Consider the following 19827-nt stretch of genomic DNA (forward strand, 5'->3'; position numbering starts at 1 on the left):
CTTGTGATTTCTAAAAAAACAGACTGCCTTCCTAAGGAAGGGCAGCCTGTTTGATATGTACATTGATTTATTTGCTGTAAAGCAGGGATTTGTTAAGGTTTTCACCGTTGTTTTCAAACCAATCTTGGTTTGTCAAACCGCCTGAAACTGCCCAATTCCTGAATTTTAGATAGCCTTTTGAAAAGTCAACCCCTTCCACAACGTGACTAATCGTTTTAGGCACGTACAGCCCCCAATTGAGTCCGTCAACGCTTTTGTAATAGACACCCCTATTGGGATCCGTTCTATCTTTGTTGCTTCGGAATATTTTTATATCAGCCAAATCGGTAGGTTTTCCACCTAAGAGATGGACTTCTTTTCCCCTCTCCCCATTCCCAATAATCATAAAGGGGTTGTACGGAAATGATCCCAGTTCTTTTCTGCTCAATGCGTTTTTAAATATCATTTTCACAACTAGGGTATCTTCCTTATCATGGTTCCTTTCACTAAGAAAAACATTCGCCATTCCAGGCATTTTGAAGTTGGCATTGTCAAAAACAATCAATGAAGAAGTTCTTTGGCCCGATTCCAGACCGTTTGACAGTGTTTTGATATATCCTTCTGAATGTCTGTATCCAGTTACTTTTTCCACACTCTCGGGCGAAATAGGGAATTCAATCCCAAATCCGTTTTTATTGTTCGCACCAGTAGCCCTGATGACCACTTTCAGTTCCAGCTCCTTTATCAGATTATTTGAATTGGTTATTTCCTTTACATTGTACCCCAACACCAAATCATTCATGTCAAAATCTCCATAACTTGGCCATAGATCCTCAAACATCAATGTGCCAAAAACACCCTTTCCTGGTGAGAAGTTATCAAATGCGCGATCCTTGTCATTTGGATAAAGGTCCAAGATATCATCCACACCATCAAGATCTGAATCCTTTGAATTATTATTGCCAACTGGTGCATAATCAGCAATACTGACACCTGTTATTGGATTCCACTTGGCATAAAAAACAACATCATTGAAATCATGATCACAACTGCTTTTGTCCCTTAAGAGGTCTTCCCAACCCATAAGCAGCACCCTTTCGGTTTGGTCATATAAGAACACCATGTGCTCTCTCAAGTTTGGGTCTTTGACAATGGAATTCAATTCAGCTTGTGAATAAATGACTGCATTCCCCTTTGTCAAAACCCCTTTCCAGCCATCTGCAATGAGAAACCAACCCACATTGGTGTCTTTGGAAAAACCACCACCAGGCAGATCCCCTTTTAATTTAACCTTGTCTCCAGATTTCAAAGCAGAAATATTGGGATAGATAATTGTTAGGTTTTTGATGTCTGCAGGTATTTTTGGTTCCTGGCCATTCTTATAATAATAGTATCCAACAGCATTCTTGTACCCTGCCCCATTGTGGACGAAGGTGATCCAAACTTCTGCATCCTCATTTAAAAAAAGTTGTCTCTTATATTTATTGCTGAGAATTTCGGGATTGTGCTTTCTGACGTCTGATCTTTCCGGCAAATTTGCGGTTACACGACGAAGAAATTCTGCGTTTATCAGATCACTTTGGCTAAAGTATTCGGGTCTCCCATTTTTGTCCCAAGTCCCCAATGTGGAAAAGTCTTCTGTAACGGATGAAAGCCGCAAGTAACTGGAATTTAAATTCGCTTCCTGGGCAGCAATTGCCTCAGGATTCGAAGCATCTATTTTGTGGATGATTTTGGAACCCACGACAGGAACCACGACAAGCGGCACTGCTCCGATGAAATCGGTTGCCAGCCATATTTTCTCCAGACTGGAAGGCAAGCTCAAAGTTGTGGTTCCTACGCCATTGTTGTCCAAATAAATGGATTGAATAAAATTTCCATTGTCAAAGGGGTTGCCGTCATAAATAGAATAGGTTATTTTTCCCAGTGGGACATTCACCCTTAAAAAGGACCGGATTTCCAAATCCACATTCTTCGAGGTCGAAAAGTCAAATCCATCGGGTGGTTTGATCCCCGAGTAGCCTTCTAACACTTCGTTTGGATTTGTGTCCGATTGGTTTTCATGTATTTGACAGGACGTCATTGCCATCAATACCATCAAAACAAGTAGATAACCTTTTCTAAGTACCATAATATTCTTTTAAATTCAAGTCACAAAAATAGTGCGTTCAAACTAATTCATTTATTTTTCTCGATAAACACCCCATTTTATTCGATCAAATGAATTTTGATGAATTCACTCTTCAGAAATCAACCCAATTAGGGTTTTTTTATAGGTGTTGCTCATCGGTAATTCTTTGTAGTTCACAAAAACACTTTTCCTGCCTATTTTTTGAATTTTATTAAGCTTGACTGCATAGCTCCTGTGTATTCTGCTAAAATCCTTCCGAGGCAATTTATCCAGCAGGGATTTCATTGTGATATGTACAATGTGTTTCTTTTCCAATGTATGCACAATCATATAATCTGCAGAGGCTTCTATGATCAAAACATCTTCAATTTTGATCTTGACAACCCCTCCATCTTCTTTTGAAAACAAATGTGTGGATTCATTGACGTTTGGTTTTTCTGCAGCATACATTCCGATTGCCTTTTGAACCCCTTTTTTTAACTTAAGTTTATCAATGGGTTTGACAATATAATGAACGGCATCTTGTTCAAAGGCCTCAAAAGCATATTGTGGTTTAGAAGTTACAAAAATGGTAAGCGGCTTAACCTTCAGCTCCTGTAAAAACTCTATCCCACTCTTTTCAGGCATTTCCACATCCAAAAAAATCAAATCAACTTTTTGATTGCGGGTTAGGTCCAAGCCTTCCATGGGACTTCCACAAACACCTACCAAATCCAATTCTGGGATTTCGGAAATATATTTTCTTAGGAGCTCACGTGACAATAAATCGTCATCTATTATTATACAATTCATTGAATAATTTTAGTTGGCGCAAATTAAACCCGGGATAGGCATTAGATTTCCCAATGGGGCTTGAAACTGCAAGAAAACCTGACTAATTGAAAAGCAATGCATATTATTATTAGGGTGAAGTCAAAAATTGTAAACAAAGACTGATTTTTGGGCAGTTTCAGGCTGAATTAGAATTGCTGATGCATCACACGGGCAATAAAGTAATCATGGAGGATGGCCTATGATCTGGGTGAATTTTAGGTTTTAATCCGATTTACTCATTTTTTTCTAAATCGGGAGTTTATACTCTTTAAATCGGAATTCTTCCACATTGTAGATGATGTATTCATTTGTGGCTGGAGAATATTTTACTTCTATTTTTCCAGTACCGCCGATGGGTTGTGCGTTGAGCAACTCTCCCTTGAGATCATATAAATATATAAACTCCTGTGTTTTATCAATCAATACAAAGAGATTTTTGTCCCCGCCAAAGGAGAAAAATTGAAATGCCATCTCTTCTGCGGAAATATCCTTGGTAAACAATACTTTGTATTCCGAATCCATGATGGTCACCTTGTTGTATTCCTGCACCACAAAGAGGTATCGGTCATTGTTTTGATCCTTTACCAAATTGAACTTGCTTTCGCGATCAGGCCGCAACAATTGATTTCTGTAAGTGAGTTCTCCCCTGAAATTTACCTGGACGACTTCTCCATCTTTGGTGATGGTGACGATTCTAGTGTCTTTTGCACTCCCTCTCTCGAGAAGGATATAATCCGTGGTGAGGGCATCGCCAAGTCGAATGGGACTGCCTATTTGTGCTTCTCCCCTTCGGTTGAAAAGATAAAGTTCACCTTTGCTGCTGAGCGCAAGCATTTGGTCCCCAACTCCTGCAATTCGGTGATGTGCCGGGACGGTGGCAAGCGGACCATTCACTTTTTTGGGATTCCATCCGTCCAAAGCCTTCCCTTGGTTATCCAACAGGAATAGGTTTCCCGCTTCGGTTGCCACGAAATAGCGGTAGTCCTTATTGTTGCTGTAATCTACCAGATTGAGGTGCGTAATGGCTTCTTCGGCTGGATTCACAGGGAATCCAGGAATGGAAACGCCGAAGCGATCAATGGCGTAAATATTTCCACTGGTGGCAAAAAGCAGTTGGAGCTTGCCGTTTTTGTAATAATCGATCTGGAAAACTTCCGAAACGACGGGCCCGTCCAATTCCTGAGAAAACACCACCTCTCCCTCAGAGGTGATTAGGTAGAGCTTGTTCAATTCGTCTTGGATGACAAACTCCACACTTTTGTCATTGAAATTCTGGATGCTTTTTGGGCCATAGAGCAGTCGGTCACTGAATTGAACCGATTTGTTTTCGGTGAGCACCACACTCTGCACAGATTTAATGGGATCCAAATTGTAGCCAAACGCCAAATTGACTTCGTTTTTACCGTCCTTGCCGCTGACATTCATGGCCACCATATCCATGGATTTTAGCTGTGGGGCATATTTTTGGAAAAACACTTTCCAATTGGGAAGGCTCATTTCGACGACGCTGTTCCAGATCCGTGGCACATTGATCACGAAATTAAACCATGCAGCACCCGAAACCCCTTGGACAAATCGCCGCTGGGCGATGGATTTACCCCAGGTATTGTCGCTGTATACATCATCGATGAATATTTTCAGGGATTTACTGCTGTTGGCAAAGACGAGCATATTTTCCATCCCTGTGATGTAGGTGTCTCCAAAGCCCATGAATTTGCCGTCAAACAAATGTGCGGGGAAATCTGACTCAGAAATCATGAAAATTTCTTGGTTTTGGTAATAATCCACGGGGATCAGGGACAAATCAATTTTCTCCAGACCCAGATTAAATTCCTTCAGCAGCTGAATCTGCTTGTCCACCTGATCGGACTGGATCAAAAGTACCCGATCCTGGGGCTCGTTGCCGACAGTTTCCAACATCAAGTAGGCCAATTGTCCCTTCAAATTTTCCATAAACCCCTTTTCAATCAGGTTTTTCTCAATATCACCAGTCAAGGTACTTCTTGGCTGAAACCCATGATTTTCAATTTGTTGGAGTTGTTCTACATTTTGGACTTGGTACTGGAAATATGCTGCGGTTCTATTGGAAATGTAATTGCTAAAAAACTGTCCCTGAGTGGACGCCAAAGGCTTAAAATCGATCTTTTGACCATCCAAAAACACCGCTATCCCGTCAAGGACAATTTTATTTTCGGCAAACTTAAGCTCCAGATTTGCCGCCAGTTTGTTCTTTGAAAAATTCTGGATCAAGGGCATTTGGGCCTCGCTGCTGATTCCCGCGACCAAATTGGACAGTCCCTTGCTGCTCAGTCGAAAGACGCCTAGTCCTTTTGGAGAGGGGAGTTCGGAAAACAATTCCTTGTACTCGTCCTTGAAATTGCTCAGGGGGTTGTCTTGTGAAAAACGGATGGCTTCTTCCACCAAAAATGAGGTATAACTTGCGACCAGGACATTCCCGATTTTGGAATATGTCAGGTTTCTTTCAAGGTTTGTGCTTTGAAATTCGAAAATCTCAATGTTGCTGTAATTTCTTTTGACAATCTTGGATAAATCAGGAAGATTTTCTTCCAATTCTTTGATAAAGGATTCGTCTGCCCCTTTTTTGAATGCGATGGTGAACAAAAAATCAAACTCGTCCCTACCGACGGCATGTAAGGATATCGCCATTTGGTTGCCCTTTAAGGACCGATCCAAACTGCCGGACCTTCCTACCAAACTGTCCAGAGAGACCAATTGGTCTTGAATATTTTTGATTGAGGGCAATTCGGAAAGTCTCTGCCAAATCGGCTGGGTGACCAATTGGTTCCAAGCCTTGATGGGTTCCTCTGTTTCAAACACAAAAATAGCTTCGGACGAAATGAGCTCCAATGCATTTGTTTCTTTTGTAAAAAAACCCCCTTTGTACAGGAAGTAGGAAGCAGCTCCTAGGCTCAATACCAAAACGATGACTAAGATTTGCTTTATTATGCTCACTGCTGTCCTTTTATTTTTTGGGAAGTTAATTCAATCGGGGGCTAAAAAAATAAGAAAACCTGAAATCCCCTAAAAATAACCGGGGATTTCAGGTTGGATGCCGTTTGCAATTAGGCTTTTGCCAAATTGTCCAACACAGCCATTACTTCTTTGACGTGTCCTCTGGATACTTCCAAAAGGGCTTTTTCGTCAGCATTCAAATCCAGTTCAAGCACTTTTTCAACACCGTTTTTGCCCAAAATTACCGGTACTCCCAAGTAACAATCGTCGATGCCGTACTCTCCTTCAAGTTTGATACATACTGGAAAAACCCTTCTTTGGTTTTTCAAAATAGCTTCCACCATCTGCGCTGCCGCTGCTCCTGGAGCATACCATGCGGAAGTTCCCATCAGTTTCACCAATTCTCCTCCTCCGGATTTTGTTCTTTCGATGATCGCATCCAATTTGGATTTTTCGATCAATTCAGTCACGGGAATCCCCGCTACTGTGGTATATCTTGGCAATGGTACCATGGTATCACCATGTCCACCCAAAAGGATGGCTTGAATTTCTTTGGGAGAAATATTCAACTCCTCTGCGATAAAAGCCCTGTATCGGGCTGTATCCAATATTCCAGCCATTCCAATCACCTTGTTTCTAGGCAGTTTGGAAGTAATGTGTGCCTGATATGTCATGACATCCAAAGGATTGGACACCACGATGATGATGGCATTGGGAGAGTGTTTTACGACACTTTCTGTGACGATTTTCACGATTCCTGCATTGGTTTGAATCAAATCGTCTCTGGTCATTCCTGGCTTTCTTGGAAGACCAGAGGTGATCACGATGACATCCGAATTCGCAGTTTTGGAATAATCGTTTGTACTTCCTACAGTTCTGCTGTCATACTGGTTGATGGGGGCTTTCTGCCAAATGTCCAAAGCTTTGCCTTCCGCTACACCTTCTTTGATGTCCAACAAAACAATTTCTTGAGCAATCTCTCTGTAAGCCAAAACATCGGCGCAAGTCGCTCCAACATTTCCTGCTCCAACTACGGTTACTTTTGTCATAATCTATGATTTATATTTAAAATTTTAACTGTTTTATAAAAGCGATGCTAAGTTATTAAACAAAGGACATTTAATAAAGCAATCCTTTGATAACTTGCCAAAAGGTAAAAAGATGTGACGGCAAGGGTAATTTTTAGACCAATCGATGGAAAGTTTCCCCTTTCTTCGCCTTTGGTCCAAATTCTTTTTTGATTTCCGCCATGACATTCCACGGACAAACTGTTTGACCGATCATCCAATTTGATCTCCGGGCAAGGCCATTGTGCAGATACGATTTGAGGATAAAAACTTCCTTATCCTTTGTCAAACATCTCTCCCAGATTAAAGAACCCGAAAGAGTTCTGGTAGGATTTAAAGAGCCTTTGGTTGTTTTGGTCATAAAACTCAGACAGGGAAGTCATCATTTTTGCCTTGATTTTTGGATTTGTATTGAAAATCTCCTGAATGGAAAAATGGGGAATGACCATAAAATCCGCCTCTTCCGAACTCACCATTGCGGTATAGATCCGTTTGGAATTTTCCAAGAGTGAATTCTCGCCAAATGCCTCCCCCTTTCTGACTTTCTGGATGATTTCAAAATTGCCTTTGATGTCTAGGGTGAGGTTTACCGTCCCGGATTTGATCAGGTACAGTGCTTGGCTGGGATCATTCCTAAAAAAGACAATCTCGTCCTTCAAATATTTGCGGTTATGGATGGCTGGGAAAAAACTCGCCATTTCAACGTCTTTCAACTTCTCAAAAAACCTGATTTGACACAAAAATTGAAATACTCCCAATTCTTCCGAGCTGAAAGTTTTAGAAAATGGATTGATCATGTTATGTTTTTTTGAAATATAAAGTGCGTTTGGTATTGGCATCACATTTAAACCTGTCACTGATCCTGTATCCCATCACCCAGGCGATTTGATCTCCTGAACACAAAACCGTTACGGTTTTTTTGTGGATGAGCGGGATCTTCAAATCTATCAATAAATCGCTGATTTTTTTTTCGTTTTTCATCCCTAAGGGAACAAACTTATCCCCCAAGGTCCATTTCCTTACCGTGAGGGGAAATTCCAAGCGGTCCATGTCCAGCATTGCATTTTCCCTGGCCCTGTCCAACTCATGTTCCCCGCGGAGGTGGATCAATTCATAATGATGGTTTTTGATTCGGATTTGGATGTCCGTCGCTTGGATATCGATTGGTTCCAATTCAAAATCATCCGAGCCCACGATCAGCATTTCCCTGTCCAAGTTGATGAAGTGGGTCTGAGAAAAATAGGTTTTGCCAGGCTCCTTTTTTTGGATCCCCTCCATAATCGAAACCACATCCGAATAGTTGAAGCCGTATTCCCTGAGCCAGTAATAAAGCATCGAATTCTTGCCTGGGAGGAATTCAATCGCATCCAAAGGGAGATAAAAGTGGTCTCCTTCCTGACGGACCGCATTTTTCTTCCATTCCCCGAAAAAATAAAAAAAGGCCCTTCCTGTGTCCTTAAGTCTCTGAAAGCTGAGATCGATGGCCGACAAGCCGTCCGGAAACCCTTCAGCAAGCAAAGGGATCACCTGGTTTCTCAGGAAATTTCGTTTGTATTCATTCTTGAGGTTGCTGCTGTCATTCCGCCAAACCTTCCCGTTTTCCTCGAGATATTTCTGGATTTCCACCCGGCGAAAGGGCAGCAGTGGTCGGACGATATTGCCCCTTCTATCGGCCATTCCATAAAGCCCTTCGATACCTGTCCCCCTCAATAAATTGAGCAGCTTGGTCTCAATCTGATCTTCAAAATGGTGGGCAACAAGCACTCCCTCAAAATGATGCTCCTTGATCAACTCCTCAAACCATTGGTACCGGAAATCCCTGGCACCCATTTGGACGGATTGGTTTCTCTCTTTGAAATCATCTTCTTTTGTTTTATTGACAAAAACAGGAACCCCCCACTCTTCCGCCAGCTCCCGGACAAAAGCCTCATCTCCCTGACTTTCCTGACCCCTGAGCTGAAAATTGACATGGGCGAGGGAAAAATCAATTCCGGCAGCCTTCAGCAAATTCCCCAGACAGACACTGTCCATTCCACCGCTGATGGCAAGGAGATAAGGTTTGTGGGCATCCAAAAGATTTTTTGAACGTATATGTCGGATAAAGTCGTCAACCATGAACCAAAAATACCATTTTTGGTTAATTTTGCCGCTGACAAATAGCCAAATGATCAAAAACACCCTTATTCTTTTATTTATCCTCCTTTCCTATTCTCCCCAAGGGCTCTTTGCCCAAGCTGGAAACATGTTGGAAATACAGCAGGCGGAAGTACTTCTTGGGGCCAGAGGGTTTGAAAGATTGATAGGGGATGTCAAAATGAAACACCAAAATTCCCTTATCTATTGCGATTCCGCACATTTTTATCGGGCCGAAAACATGGCAAAGCTTTTTGGAAACGTCAGGATCATCGATCAAAAAGACCCGGTCACCACCACCAGCAGGTATGCCGAATATGATGGAAACACACGCGTTGCCAAATTGAGAAACAAGGTGGTTTTCAAAAATGAAAGCACTACGCTTTACACTGATTTCCTGGACTACAACCGGGCAACCGGTATTGCCAATTATTTCAATGATGGCAAAGTCGTGGACAGCACCAATGTCCTGACCAGCGAAAATGGGGAATATGAAACCGCTCTCGAAAAAATCACCTTTACCGACAAGGTGGATTTGGTCAACCCGGATTACACCTTGAAAACGGATTACCTGATTTATAGAACCATCCCGAAAACTGCAGAGACGATCTCCATCACCAATATCATTTCCAAAGATGGAAATAAATTGAATGCCCAAAAAGGGAGTTTTTACGATACCGAAAACAAAATCTTCACCTTCTACGAAGGGGATGCAGAAAGTGAAACCAGCAGGGTTTCGGCGGAAACACTCTATTATGATGAGGGCAAAAACTATTATGAAGGAAAGGTAAACGTCAGCGTTTACAACAAGGAAAGGGAAGTGGAGATTTTTGGGGAAGAAGGAAAATACTGGGAAGAGCGCAAATACAGCGAGGTCTATGGCAATGCATTGGTTCGGAAGTACTTTGAATCGGACACCTTGTACATGATCGCCGACACCCTGATCTCCCAAGACCATGAATTGGCAGAACAAAGGCATTTGCTGGCTTTCAACAAGGTCCAATTGATGAAGGCCGACCTGTACGGAGTGGCCGATTCGATGGCCTATATTTATGCGGATTCCACCATACATCTTTATCAGGACCCTGTACTTTGGAACAACAAAAGCCAAATCACGGCAGACAGCATCCATTTTGTCATCGCAAACGAGAATATTGAAACCGCCTTTTTGAAGCAAAAAGCATTTGTCATCACCAAAGACACCCTCAATAATTTCAACCAGATAAAAGGGAGAAGGATGACCGGGAATTTCCTTGACGGAAAAATGAGCAAGCTGGATGTAGAAGGAAACGGGGAATCCCTCTATTTTGACCTTCTTAATGACAGCACCCTCAGGGGAGTAAACAAATTGCTTTGTGCCAGGATCCTGATGTATTTCACGGACGGGGAAATCAGCAAAATCAATCACCTGATCAAACCCGAAGGATCGTTCACTCCACCCCATATGATGAAGGAAGAACTGAAGAAATTAGAAGGCTTTGTGTGGAGAGAAGAAGAAAAACCCTCCATGGAGATCATCAATGCCTGGAGAAAGCCAAAAGAAAGAGACCCAGGTCGCTTCGATTTTTTCAACGAACCAAATGTGGTCATTCCTGCCCCAACGGATGAGGAAATACAGAAAGCATTGCTGGAAAAACAAAAAAAATAATCTGTAAGAATCCAATCGGCCGCTTTTTTGATCGATGGGAAAAGCCAAACGAAAGGCTTGTGAAAAAATTTTACATTGATTAACAAAATTTAACCCATAACCCTTCCAAAGTACAAACCTAATCGGTAAATTTATTCGTATTAATAAATAATTTCCTACACGAACATTCCCAGCTTATTGACAAAATTTTACATGAAAGCCCTCTTTTTCTTCTGTGCATTTCTGCTAATGCTCGCTCCATTTTTGGAGGCCAGGCAGATACGTGTGCTTTCTGAAAACATTGAGTTTACGGGAAAGATCGGTTCCTCCCAAAGAAAATCCATCATTCTCCAAAACGAAAGCAATCAGGCCAAGGAATATGTGCTCAAATTCCTTCGTGGAAATATTGGTTCTACCCAAAACATCAAACTTTGTATCGGGGACGAATGCTTTGATCCAAGAAAGGATCTGGCGAAGATAAAATTGACCCTTCAGCCAGGGGAAATATTCACGGACATGTATCTTGAGTTCTTCTTGGGGATCACCGAAACACGGGGGAATTTTGACCTGCATTTCACCAATACCGCAAACCTTCGGGATGTATTCATCATTGAAGCCGTTTACAACACCGTAAATCCCAATGCCAACGGCAATGACACTTTCCACAGAGACATCTCCATCGGTGAAGTCTATCCCAATCCGAGCAATAGAGTAGCCTATATCGATTATGAATTCAAAAATCCTGCGGCCTTGGCCAAAATAAGCATCAATAGTTTTATTGGAAACCCTATCGGAGAGTTCAGACTGGACCCCATGCAAAAAACCTTGGTGATCAACGTCAGTGAGTTAAATCCCGGGGTTTATTTTTACACTTTATTTGTGGACAACAAAAATATCGTCACCAAAAAGCTCGTTGTCAAGAAGTAGCTTCTACAAAGCACTCCATTCTAGGTTTGATACAAATTAATAAAACCTTATATTTGCGATTCCAAAAATCATGAAAAAACTTTCTCTCTATATAATTCCCATTCTCCTAGTTTTATCTTTGACCTCTTGTGGCAAATTCTACAAGCTGGAAAAAAGCACCAACTGGGAAGAATTGTATACCGCAGCCAATGATTATTATGCCGCTGGCGAATACAACAAAGCCATGATCCTGTATGACAAGGTCCTTCCGGTGATCCGGGGCAGTGAGCGTTCGGAATTGGCGGATTTCAATTATGCCTATTGTCATTACCGCACCAAAAGGTACATAGAGGCCGCTGGTTACTTCAATACTTTTTATCAGACGTATAACAGAAGCCCCTTGGCAGAAGAGGCCATGTTTATGAATGCCTATTCCCTTTATCTGGATTCACCGGATTTCAACCTGGACCAAAAAAGCAGCAGGGATGCCGTAAATGCCATCCAGCTTTTCATCAACAGGTTCCCCGAATCGGATTCCTACGAAAGAGCTACTGCCATGATCAATGATCTGCAAAAGAGATTTGAGGAAAAAGCCTATCAGGAATCTTCACTTTATTTCAAAATGACCGCTGGATTGTACCCAGGTGATTTTTATAGGGCTTGTATCATCAATTTTCAGAATTTCGCAAAATCCTATCCTGACAGCCAGTACAATGAAGAATTGGCTTACAAATTGGTGGAAGTATCTTCCGCTTACGGAGAAAGAAGTGTTTTTGACAAAAAAGAAGAAAGACTAAAAAATGCATTGGGCTTTGCAGACCAATTCAGAAGAAAATATCCTCAAAGTAAATACCTGGGAAAAATTGACGGTCTGGTCATCACAACCACCAAAGAGCTCACCACGCACCAGAAATTGAAACAAGATTACAATGAGCAACTGGCGAAAGCCAAAAAGGAAGCTGAGGAAAAGGCGGAAACGCCCGAAAGCGAAAAAAAAGAAAACAAATCTGAAATCAATCAATAAAATAAATATGGCAATCAATCCCTCCATCATCACAAGAGACTTGGATAAGATAGCGGCTCCTACAGACAATCTGTACGAATCCATTTTTGTTGTGTCCCAAAGAGCAAAACAAATCGCTTCCACCATGAAGGAAGAGCTCAACAACAAACTTTCAGAATTTGCCTCCACTGTGGATAACCTTGAAGAGGTTTTCGAAAACAAAGAGCAAATTGAAATCTCTAAGTTTTACGAAAGAATGCCAAAACCTACCAACCTTGCGATGGAAGAGTTCTTGGAAAAAAAGATCTATTTCAGATATCCAGTAGAGGAAACTCCAGATAAATGAGACTCAAAGGTAGGCGAATCCTTTTGGGCGTAACCGGCAGTATTGCTGCTTACAAATCCGCCTATCTCACCAGGTTACTGGTCAAAGAAGGGGCAGAAGTACGCATCGTCATGAGTACTTCTGCCCTTGATTTTATTACACCCCTTACCTTGTCCACGCTTTCCAAAAATCCGGTTCTCCACCAATTCCATGTGGAAGAAACGGGGGTATGGACAAACCATGTGGAATTGGGCCTCTGGGCCAATCTTTTTTTGATAGCACCCATCAGTGCAAATACACTCGCAAAATGCGCCAATGGCATTTGTGACAACCTGCTCTCCGCAACTTATCTTTCCGCCAGGTGCCCAGTGATGGTCGCTCCGGCAATGGATCTGGATATGTACCAACATCCTTCCGTAAAGGCAAACTTGGATAAATTGATTTCCTTCGGCAATATCGTGCTGGAAGCAGAAGACGGTGAGTTGGCCAGTGGGCTTTCCGGACAGGGAAGACTTATGGAGCCCGAGCATATTCTTGATCAGGTCATTGCCCATTTCTCTGCCGAAAAAAGCTTCGCTGGGCAAAAAGTGATGATCACCTCAGGACCAACACAAGAGGCCATCGATCCTGTGCGGTTCATCAGTAATCATTCCAGTGGAAAAATGGGCGCTGCACTCGCATTGGCATTTGCCAAAAAAGGAGCGGAAGTGCATGTGATATTAGGCGAGGGAGCGGTGAAACCCGCCCACCAAAACATTCAGATCCATCCCGTCAGAAGTGCAAGCGACATGTTCCAGAAGGCTGAAAATCTTCATTCCCAGATGGACATCAGTGTCTTTGCCGCGGCCGTTGCCGATTATTCCCCAAAAATTGCAGCCGTCGAAAAAATCAAGAAACAAGGTGAAACCCTCACCTTGGAATTGGTCAAGAACATAGACATTGCCCTGAATTTGGGTTACAAAAAACTACCGCATCAGATCCACGTCGGTTTTGCGCTGGAGACCGAAAACGAGGCTTTTCATGCCAAGGAAAAATTGGCCAAAAAGAATTTTGACATGATCGTGCTCAATTCCATGAAGGATGCAGGCGCCGGATTCAAACACGACACCAATAAGGTGACCTTATTTTTCAAAACCGGGAACCCTCAAACCTCCAAAGTATTGCCAAAAGACCAGATTGCCGAATTGATCCTTTCGGGTATCAAAAGCCTTCCGGTCCTGATCTAAACTCAAATTTATGGTTATCTTTAAATTCCAAAAGATAAGTATGCGCGTTTTAGGAATCTCCTTTTTATTGCTTTTTTATTGCTTCAGTAGCTCTGCCCAAGAGTTGAATTTTACCGTCATCATCAACAGCGACCGTGCCAGAACACAGGAAAAAGATGTTTTTGAAGACATGAAAGTGAGTTTCGAGCAATTTTTGAACGGGCGAAACTGGACAGGAGATGATTTTCAGTCCTTGGAAAGGATCAAAGGCAACATGCTCATCACCATCAATGACATGCCTCAAGTTGGCTTCTACAATGCCACGGTGCAAGTGCAGACGGTAAGACCCATCTTTGGCACCAATTACGAAAGTATGGTATTTAATTTCATTGACAGAAATTGGTCCTTTGAGTTTTTACAATCGCAACCCCTGGAATTCAACCGATTTTCTTTTCTCAACAATATCAGTTCCATCCTGGCCTATTATGCTTACATGGCCATTGGAATCGATTATGACTCCTTCGCTTTGCGCGGTGGCGATTCCTATTTTGAAATCGCGAATGCTATCGTAAACAATGCACAACAAACCCCTCGTCCGGGTTGGAGCCAAAATCCGAGTGACAGGAGAAATCGCTACTGGCTAATCAATGACATTTATATCTCTTCCGTTTTCGCACCCATCAGGGAAGCGTATTACCTCTACCACCGAAGAGGGATGGACATCATACTCAGAGAACCTGAAGAGGCTTATAAAAACATATTGGCCGCGATCAAGTTGGTTTCCGATGCCAATCAAGCGCAACCCAACAGTATTTTCACCATTGCCTTTATCGATGCAAAAAGCGATGAAATCACCAAAGTCCTAAAGAAGGCATCAGCAGAAATCCGGACCGAAGCAGTAGGGTATTTGCTGAAAGTTGATCCCAATAATGCCAGAAAATACAATGACCTTCTGAAAGGTTGAGTTCAAATTGTTAGCTTTGCCTTGTAAAAAACAAACTCAATGCTCAAATCCCTCAGCATTACCAATTATGCCCTAATCCACTCCTTGGAAATGGAGCCCAGCAAATCCCTCAACATGATCACGGGAGAAACCGGTGCAGGAAAATCCATCATGTTGGGAGCAATGGGTCTTTTGTTGGGAAACAGGGCCGATACCAAAACACTTTTTGATTCCGGCAAAAAATGCATTGTCGAAGGCCAATTCTCCATCGAGGATTATGGCTTGGAAAGTTTCTTCGCTTTGGAGGAATTGGATTTTGAGATTTCCTGTATCATCCGAAGGGAAATCAGCCCCACAGGCAAATCCCGGGCATTCATCAACGACACGCCTGTCAAACTGGAGACGCTGAAAGAATTGGGAAAGGCCTTGATGGACATCCATTCACAGCATGACAATTTACTTTTGGGCGAAGGGGATTATCAATTGGACTTGATCGACGCATTTTCCCAATGCCAAGCAGAACTCACCGAATACCAATCGGCATACAAGGCTTACCAGCAAAACAAAAAAGCCTACGAAAAACTGTCACAGTCCGCCTTGGAACTGAACAAAGAGGCTGATTTCAATAAATTCCAATTGGAAGAACTTTCTAGCCTGAAACTCCAGGAAGGTGAGCAGGCCGACTTGGAAAGCATGCAGGAAATCCTGGAAAATGCCGAAGAAATCAAGACCAAGATCAATGAGATTTTGGCTGCCATCAATGACGATCAATTCGGGGCCATTCAGATGCTTGGGACGGCCAATCAGGGATTGCAACAATTGAGGAGGTATGCGCAGAAATTTGACGCTTTCAATGAACGCTTTCAAAGTGTACTCATCGAGCTCAAGGATATCGCCGAAAGCCTCGAAGATGAAGACCAAAATATCGAAGTAGACTTCGAAAAACTCGAAACCGTCAGAGATCGGTTGAGCAAAATCTATCACTTGCAGAAGAAGCACGGACTGGATTCTGTGGAAGCCCTGATCGTGTTGGAGCAAGAACTGGCGGACAAGGCATTTCGGGTAGATCACTTGGAAGAAGCCTTGGCCAAGCTCAAAAAAGAAATGCTGTTTTCTGAAAAATCAGTCCTTTCCAAAGCCGAAGCCTTGAGCAAGAAAAGAAAGTCGGGTTTCAAGCCCTTTGGCGATCAGCTCAGAGAATTGCTGGAACAATTGGGAATGGAAAATGCGCGGGTGGAATTTTCCGCCCAAACCATCGTACCTACCAAAAGAGGAATTGACCAAATCGACATCCTTTTTTCCTCAAACAAAGGAATCAAGCCCCAAGCCCTGAAACAGGTAGCTTCAGGCGGTGAATTTTCAAGATTGATTTTTGCCATCAAATACATCATGGCGGATAAAATGGCCTTGCCCACGCTGATTTTCGATGAAATAGATACGGGCGTTTCCGGGGAAGTCGCCCTGCAAATGGTCAGAATGATGCAGGATATCGCACGAAAACACCAGGTCATCTGCATCAGCCACCTGCCACAGGTAGCCGCCAAAGGGGATCAACATTATTTTGTTTACAAAGACAACAGTGCCGAAAAAACCATCAGCAAGATCAAATTGCTAAATCCGGTAGACCGCATCACGGAAATCGCAAAAATGATCGCCGGTGCAAATCCCTCTGCCACCGCTTTTGAAAGTGCAAGAGAACTTCTGGAAAAATAGCCATTGATCAATCAAAAAAAACAGGGCTTGGGAATCACTTTCTTTGACTACAGGTAGGGTAAAGGATGATTTTTGCAGACAAAAAACCGATCATTCATGGCCTAGGGGTTTTGGGTTATGCACTCCTCATAAATTTCCTTATTTTTACCGATTCAATTTGAACCAACCAAAAAAGAAATATCATGTCTGAGAATTTACTGAAAGGAAAACTGGGAATCATCACTGGCGCTTTGGACGAAAATTCCATCGCCTGGAAAGCAGCCCTAAAAGCAAAGGAACAAGGTGCCAAGTTCGTTTTGACCAATGCCCCGATCGCCATGAGAATGGGCGCCATCAATGAACTTGCACAGGAATGCAATACCATTGTGATCCCGGCAGATGCGACTTCCCTCGAAGACATTGAAAAACTATATACCGAAGCCAAGGAATATCTTGGAGGAGATTTTGACTTTTTGCTCCACTCCATCGGCATGTCCCCAAACATCAGAAAAGGCCGCTCTTATGGTGACCTGAATTATGATTGGGCGATGAAATCCTATGATGTCTCCGCAGTTTCTTTCCACAAGATGATGCAGGTAGCCGAAAAAATGGATGTGATGAAAGAATGGGGTTCCATTATTGGACTGTCCTACATTGCTGCGCAGCGCGTGTATCCTTTTTATACCGACATGGCAGATGCCAAAGCCTTGTTGGAAAGCATTGCCAGGGGATACGGCTATCGCTATGGAAAACTGAAAAAAGTAAGGGTGAACACCATTTCCCAATCACCGACCAAAACCACTGCCGGAACAGGAATCGGAGGATTTGATTCCTTCTATAATTTTGCAGAGACCATGTCCCCCTTGGGAAATGCATCCGCGGAATCCTGTGCAGATTATATCATCACGATGTTTTCTGATCTTACCAGAATGGTGACCATGCAAAATCTTTTCCATGACGGAGGCTATTCCAACACCGGGATTTCGGAAGAAATGATGGATAAATTGAAAGAAGTTTAATTTTCAGAAGCCTCTTTTGAGAGGCTTCTTCTTTTTTTGAATAGAACCCGCTTACAACAAAACGCCCTTACTAAAATGAACAACATTTTAAAAATTTCAACCTGCGCGTTGGCAGGACTTCTTATTGCTTGTAATCCTGAGAAAAAAGAAGTCGAAACCACTGCGCCGACAACAGAAATCTCTCAACTCGAAAAAGAGCACCTTTTGGAAATGGTCGGCTATGCGGAAAGCGTAAACCTTGGTCTTGTGGACGACACCATCAAGGGTAGCGCAAGAAGGGAAGCCAAAGGTAGCATTGGAGGGACTGAGGTCACCATAAACTATGGCTCTCCTGGAAAAAGGGGAAGAACGATTTGGAACGGATTGGTCGCTTATGACCAAGTTTGGGTAAGTGGCTCACACTGGGCAACTGCAGTCACCTTTTCGAAAGATGTGGTAATCGATGGCACCGAGGTAAAGGCTGGAACCTACGCTTTCTTCACTATACCGGGAGTTTCGGAATGGACGGTGATCCTGAACAAAAACTTTGATCAACATTTGGCGGATGAATATGATGAAGTGGAGGATTTAGTAAGAATCATTGTGCAACCAAAAGAGCTTGATCATGAAGTTCAACGATTGACTTACGAAGTAGAAAAGACCTCAGATGCCGATGGGGTTATCTCCCTCAGTTGGGATCAAATCAAAGTTAGCATGCCATTCAGCATCAAATAATCACAAAGCTGTCCGAAAGGGCAGCTTTTATTTTTTGTCGCAAGTGGAGTTGCCCGCCAGCCTGTTTTTCCGTTTTGAAATATATTTCGCACGACCCTAAAGATGACAGGAGCCTGTAAATTAGACCTCTAAATCATGCTATTAAACATCAAAAATGAGTTTTCATAGCGATTAATCAATTACCAGGAATAAATTAAGAAGTAAAATGCTACCCAATTTGCCTCAAGAATTTAAACTTTATTCGATTTGTTCGTTTACCCATCCATCACCATCATGATAAACACGAATGGCTTGACTGACAAAAAACCCCATCTTTTTATTGATTTCTAATGAATCTAAATAGAATCTTTTTTCTAAAATGGTCTCATGAAATCTGTCTTCAAGAACTGCTTTATTTCTTAGCGCAAGGATGATATAGACATCTTGAGAAGATTTATCTTCTATTTCCTGATAAATAGCCTCCCTACAGGGCAAACAACTATAATCGGATAAAATGATGTAGCGCTGAGAAATCAGGGGTGGTTTCTTAAGTATTGACTCCAAATAAACCAGCGTAAGGTCATCTTTTGATGATCTTTCAGTGCACGACACTGCCAAAAACCCCTGTAAAATAAGTAAAAACACGATATTTTTCATTCTACCAAAAATGTCTTGAAGTACAACTTATCCTCATTTTCGAGGACCACATACGTAATATTAAAACCCTTTTCATTGACAAAACACCTGTCCAGGTAAATGCCCTTTTCTGATTTTTTCAGACGCATCTCCGCCACCTTTCGATAATCTTGCTTCGCATCAAAGGCCATCACCACCATATTCCTCGCTCTTTCGAGAGGATCTCGAAGCATATCCTTGTTGTAGTTCACATTGGGCTCTTCCATGATCCTGTAGATCAGTTTCCTGTAAGGATCCCAGTGGACAGATCCGAATAAATCATTGTCCTGCCAATGAGATGAAAGAGCATCAGTGCTTTCAATTTCTTTTACGGTTAAGGGCGGGACATTTTTATAGCCCTTCGGAAAGGCTTCAAAATCATGGAGGACATGCATCGCTTGATCCGTGATGTAAACCCGCTCATCTGCCGCATAGCTGTGCACAAAAAAACCCTCCTCTTGGCTATAATCTGAAGAAACCATATCAAAAAACTCTCCCCATATCTTACCTTGCATCTTCTCAGGATAACCAAGCAAGGGTGTGATCTCTTCTGTCTGGAGAGAATAGGAATTGAGTAAGGTTTTGGTGTAGGTACCATCAGGGAAACGGGCATCAAAATTAGGGGCTCCTGCAATAAAAATCT

17 protein-coding genes are annotated in these 19827 nt (G+C 42.4%); 9 read left to right on the forward strand and 8 right to left on the reverse strand.

All coding sequences use genetic code 11. The features are described 5' to 3' along the window. Positions 1-67: 67 nt before the first annotated feature. The 6 genes from F824_RS0124020 to tilS form a co-directional block, all read right to left on the reverse strand. A complete protein-coding gene (locus F824_RS0124020; protein WP_019600494.1) occupies positions 68-2110 on the reverse strand; it encodes an LruC domain-containing protein in 2043 nt (680 codons plus the stop codon). 105 nt (positions 2111-2215) lie between these two features. After that, the gene (locus tag F824_RS0124025; protein WP_019600495.1) at positions 2216-2902 is read right to left on the reverse strand and encodes a LytR/AlgR family response regulator transcription factor; all 687 of its coding nucleotides are present in this window, start codon (positions 2900-2902) and stop codon (positions 2216-2218) included. 267 nt (positions 2903-3169) lie between these two features. After that, a complete protein-coding gene (locus F824_RS0124030; protein WP_139189925.1) occupies positions 3170-5896 on the reverse strand; it encodes a hypothetical protein in 2727 nt (908 codons plus the stop codon). A gap of 110 nt (positions 5897-6006) precedes the next feature. Then, positions 6007-6945: a malate dehydrogenase gene (gene mdh, locus F824_RS0124035; protein ID WP_019600497.1), complete on the reverse strand. Its 939-nt coding sequence runs from the start codon at positions 6943-6945 to the stop codon at positions 6007-6009. A 293-nt stretch (positions 6946-7238) separates the two neighbouring features. After that, entirely contained in the window at positions 7239-7760 is a 522-nt protein-coding gene (locus tag F824_RS0124045) for a Crp/Fnr family transcriptional regulator (RefSeq protein ID WP_019600499.1), read from the reverse strand. Between the two features lies 1 nt (position 7761). Continuing rightward, a complete protein-coding gene (gene tilS / locus F824_RS0124050; RefSeq protein ID WP_019600500.1) occupies positions 7762-9078 on the reverse strand; it encodes a tRNA lysidine(34) synthetase TilS in 1317 nt (438 codons plus the stop codon). Positions 9079-9127: 49 nt separating this feature from the next. Between tilS and F824_RS0124055 the strand changes: the two genes are divergently transcribed. The 9 genes from F824_RS0124055 (at position 9128) to F824_RS0124100 (ending at position 18530) form a co-directional block, all read left to right on the forward strand. Continuing rightward, the gene (locus F824_RS0124055; protein ID WP_026333902.1) at positions 9128-10744 is read left to right on the forward strand and encodes an OstA-like protein; all 1617 of its coding nucleotides are present in this window, start codon (positions 9128-9130) and stop codon (positions 10742-10744) included. A gap of 192 nt (positions 10745-10936) precedes the next feature. Beyond that, on the forward strand, positions 10937-11650 hold the full coding sequence (locus F824_RS0124060; RefSeq protein ID WP_019600502.1) for a T9SS type A sorting domain-containing protein: 714 nt from the start codon (positions 10937-10939) through the stop codon (positions 11648-11650). Between the two features lie 70 nt (positions 11651-11720). Next, complete coding sequence (locus tag F824_RS0124065) at positions 11721-12653, forward strand: outer membrane protein assembly factor BamD (RefSeq protein WP_019600503.1); 933 nt, start codon at positions 11721-11723, stop codon at positions 12651-12653. A 7-nt stretch (positions 12654-12660) separates the two neighbouring features. Continuing rightward, positions 12661-12978, forward strand: a complete 318-nt coding sequence (locus tag F824_RS0124070) for a DNA-directed RNA polymerase subunit omega (protein WP_019600504.1) — start codon at positions 12661-12663, stop codon at positions 12976-12978. Next, entirely contained in the window at positions 12975-14183 is a 1209-nt protein-coding gene (gene coaBC / locus F824_RS0124075) for a bifunctional phosphopantothenoylcysteine decarboxylase/phosphopantothenate--cysteine ligase CoaBC (RefSeq protein WP_019600505.1), read from the forward strand. Before F824_RS0124070 ends, coaBC begins: the two co-directional genes overlap by 4 nt. Before the next feature lie 40 nt (positions 14184-14223). Further along, positions 14224-15126 carry a type IX secretion system protein PorD gene (gene porD, locus F824_RS0124080; RefSeq protein ID WP_019600506.1) on the forward strand — a complete coding sequence of 301 codons (903 nt, stop codon included), beginning with the start codon at positions 14224-14226 and terminating at the stop codon, positions 15124-15126. Between the two features lie 39 nt (positions 15127-15165). After that, entirely contained in the window at positions 15166-16818 is a 1653-nt protein-coding gene (recN, locus tag F824_RS0124085; RefSeq protein ID WP_019600507.1) for a DNA repair protein RecN, read from the forward strand. Between the two features lie 182 nt (positions 16819-17000). Continuing rightward, positions 17001-17816 (forward strand): enoyl-ACP reductase FabI, encoded by an 816-nt coding sequence (locus F824_RS0124095; RefSeq protein WP_019600509.1) that lies wholly within the window; start codon positions 17001-17003, stop codon positions 17814-17816. 75 nt (positions 17817-17891) lie between these two features. After that, positions 17892-18530: a DUF2911 domain-containing protein gene (locus F824_RS0124100; protein ID WP_019600510.1), complete on the forward strand. Its 639-nt coding sequence runs from the start codon at positions 17892-17894 to the stop codon at positions 18528-18530. A gap of 237 nt (positions 18531-18767) precedes the next feature. On the opposite strand, the gene F824_RS0124105 is transcribed toward F824_RS0124100, so the two are convergent. Both F824_RS0124105 and F824_RS26515 read right to left on the reverse strand, forming a co-directional pair. Beyond that, positions 18768-19166, reverse strand: coding sequence for a hypothetical protein (locus tag F824_RS0124105; RefSeq protein WP_019600511.1), 399 nt, complete (start codon positions 19164-19166; stop codon positions 18768-18770). Next, positions 19163-19827: DUF4221 family protein (locus F824_RS26515; RefSeq protein WP_019600512.1), on the reverse strand; the 665-nt coding region annotated here is incomplete at its 5' end. The genes F824_RS0124105 and F824_RS26515, both read right to left, overlap by 4 nt.

This window comes from Rhodonellum psychrophilum GCM71 = DSM 17998 (assembly GCF_000381545.1).
In the GTDB taxonomy this organism is placed as follows: Bacteria; Bacteroidota; Bacteroidia; order Cytophagales; family Cyclobacteriaceae; genus Rhodonellum; species Rhodonellum psychrophilum.

What these genes read in the sequence shown, in the direction of transcription:
- F824_RS0124025 (WP_019600495.1), bottom strand. Translation starts at nt 2,902, where the DNA reads ATGAATTGTATAATAATAGATGACGATTTATTGTCACGTGAGCTCCTA.
- F824_RS0124095 (WP_019600509.1), top strand. Translation starts at nt 17,001, where the DNA reads ATGTCTGAGAATTTACTGAAAGGAAAACTGGGAATCATCACTGGCGCT.
- F824_RS0124100 (WP_019600510.1), top strand. Translation starts at nt 17,892, where the DNA reads ATGAACAACATTTTAAAAATTTCAACCTGCGCGTTGGCAGGACTTCTT.
- tilS (WP_019600500.1), bottom strand. Translation starts at nt 9,078, where the DNA reads ATGGTTGACGACTTTATCCGACATATACGTTCAAAAAATCTTTTGGAT.
- coaBC (WP_019600505.1), top strand. Translation starts at nt 12,975, where the DNA reads ATGAGACTCAAAGGTAGGCGAATCCTTTTGGGCGTAACCGGCAGTATT.
- F824_RS0124070 (WP_019600504.1), top strand. Translation starts at nt 12,661, where the DNA reads ATGGCAATCAATCCCTCCATCATCACAAGAGACTTGGATAAGATAGCG.
- F824_RS0124045 (WP_019600499.1), bottom strand. Translation starts at nt 7,760, where the DNA reads ATGATCAATCCATTTTCTAAAACTTTCAGCTCGGAAGAATTGGGAGTA.
- F824_RS0124065 (WP_019600503.1), top strand. Translation starts at nt 11,721, where the DNA reads ATGAAAAAACTTTCTCTCTATATAATTCCCATTCTCCTAGTTTTATCT.
- mdh (WP_019600497.1), bottom strand. Translation starts at nt 6,945, where the DNA reads ATGACAAAAGTAACCGTAGTTGGAGCAGGAAATGTTGGAGCGACTTGC.
- F824_RS0124105 (WP_019600511.1), bottom strand. Translation starts at nt 19,166, where the DNA reads ATGAAAAATATCGTGTTTTTACTTATTTTACAGGGGTTTTTGGCAGTG.
- F824_RS0124055 (WP_026333902.1), top strand. Translation starts at nt 9,128, where the DNA reads ATGATCAAAAACACCCTTATTCTTTTATTTATCCTCCTTTCCTATTCT.
- porD (WP_019600506.1), top strand. Translation starts at nt 14,224, where the DNA reads ATGCGCGTTTTAGGAATCTCCTTTTTATTGCTTTTTTATTGCTTCAGT.
- recN (WP_019600507.1), top strand. Translation starts at nt 15,166, where the DNA reads ATGCTCAAATCCCTCAGCATTACCAATTATGCCCTAATCCACTCCTTG.
- F824_RS0124020 (WP_019600494.1), bottom strand. Translation starts at nt 2,110, where the DNA reads ATGGTACTTAGAAAAGGTTATCTACTTGTTTTGATGGTATTGATGGCA.
- F824_RS0124060 (WP_019600502.1), top strand. Translation starts at nt 10,937, where the DNA reads ATGAAAGCCCTCTTTTTCTTCTGTGCATTTCTGCTAATGCTCGCTCCA.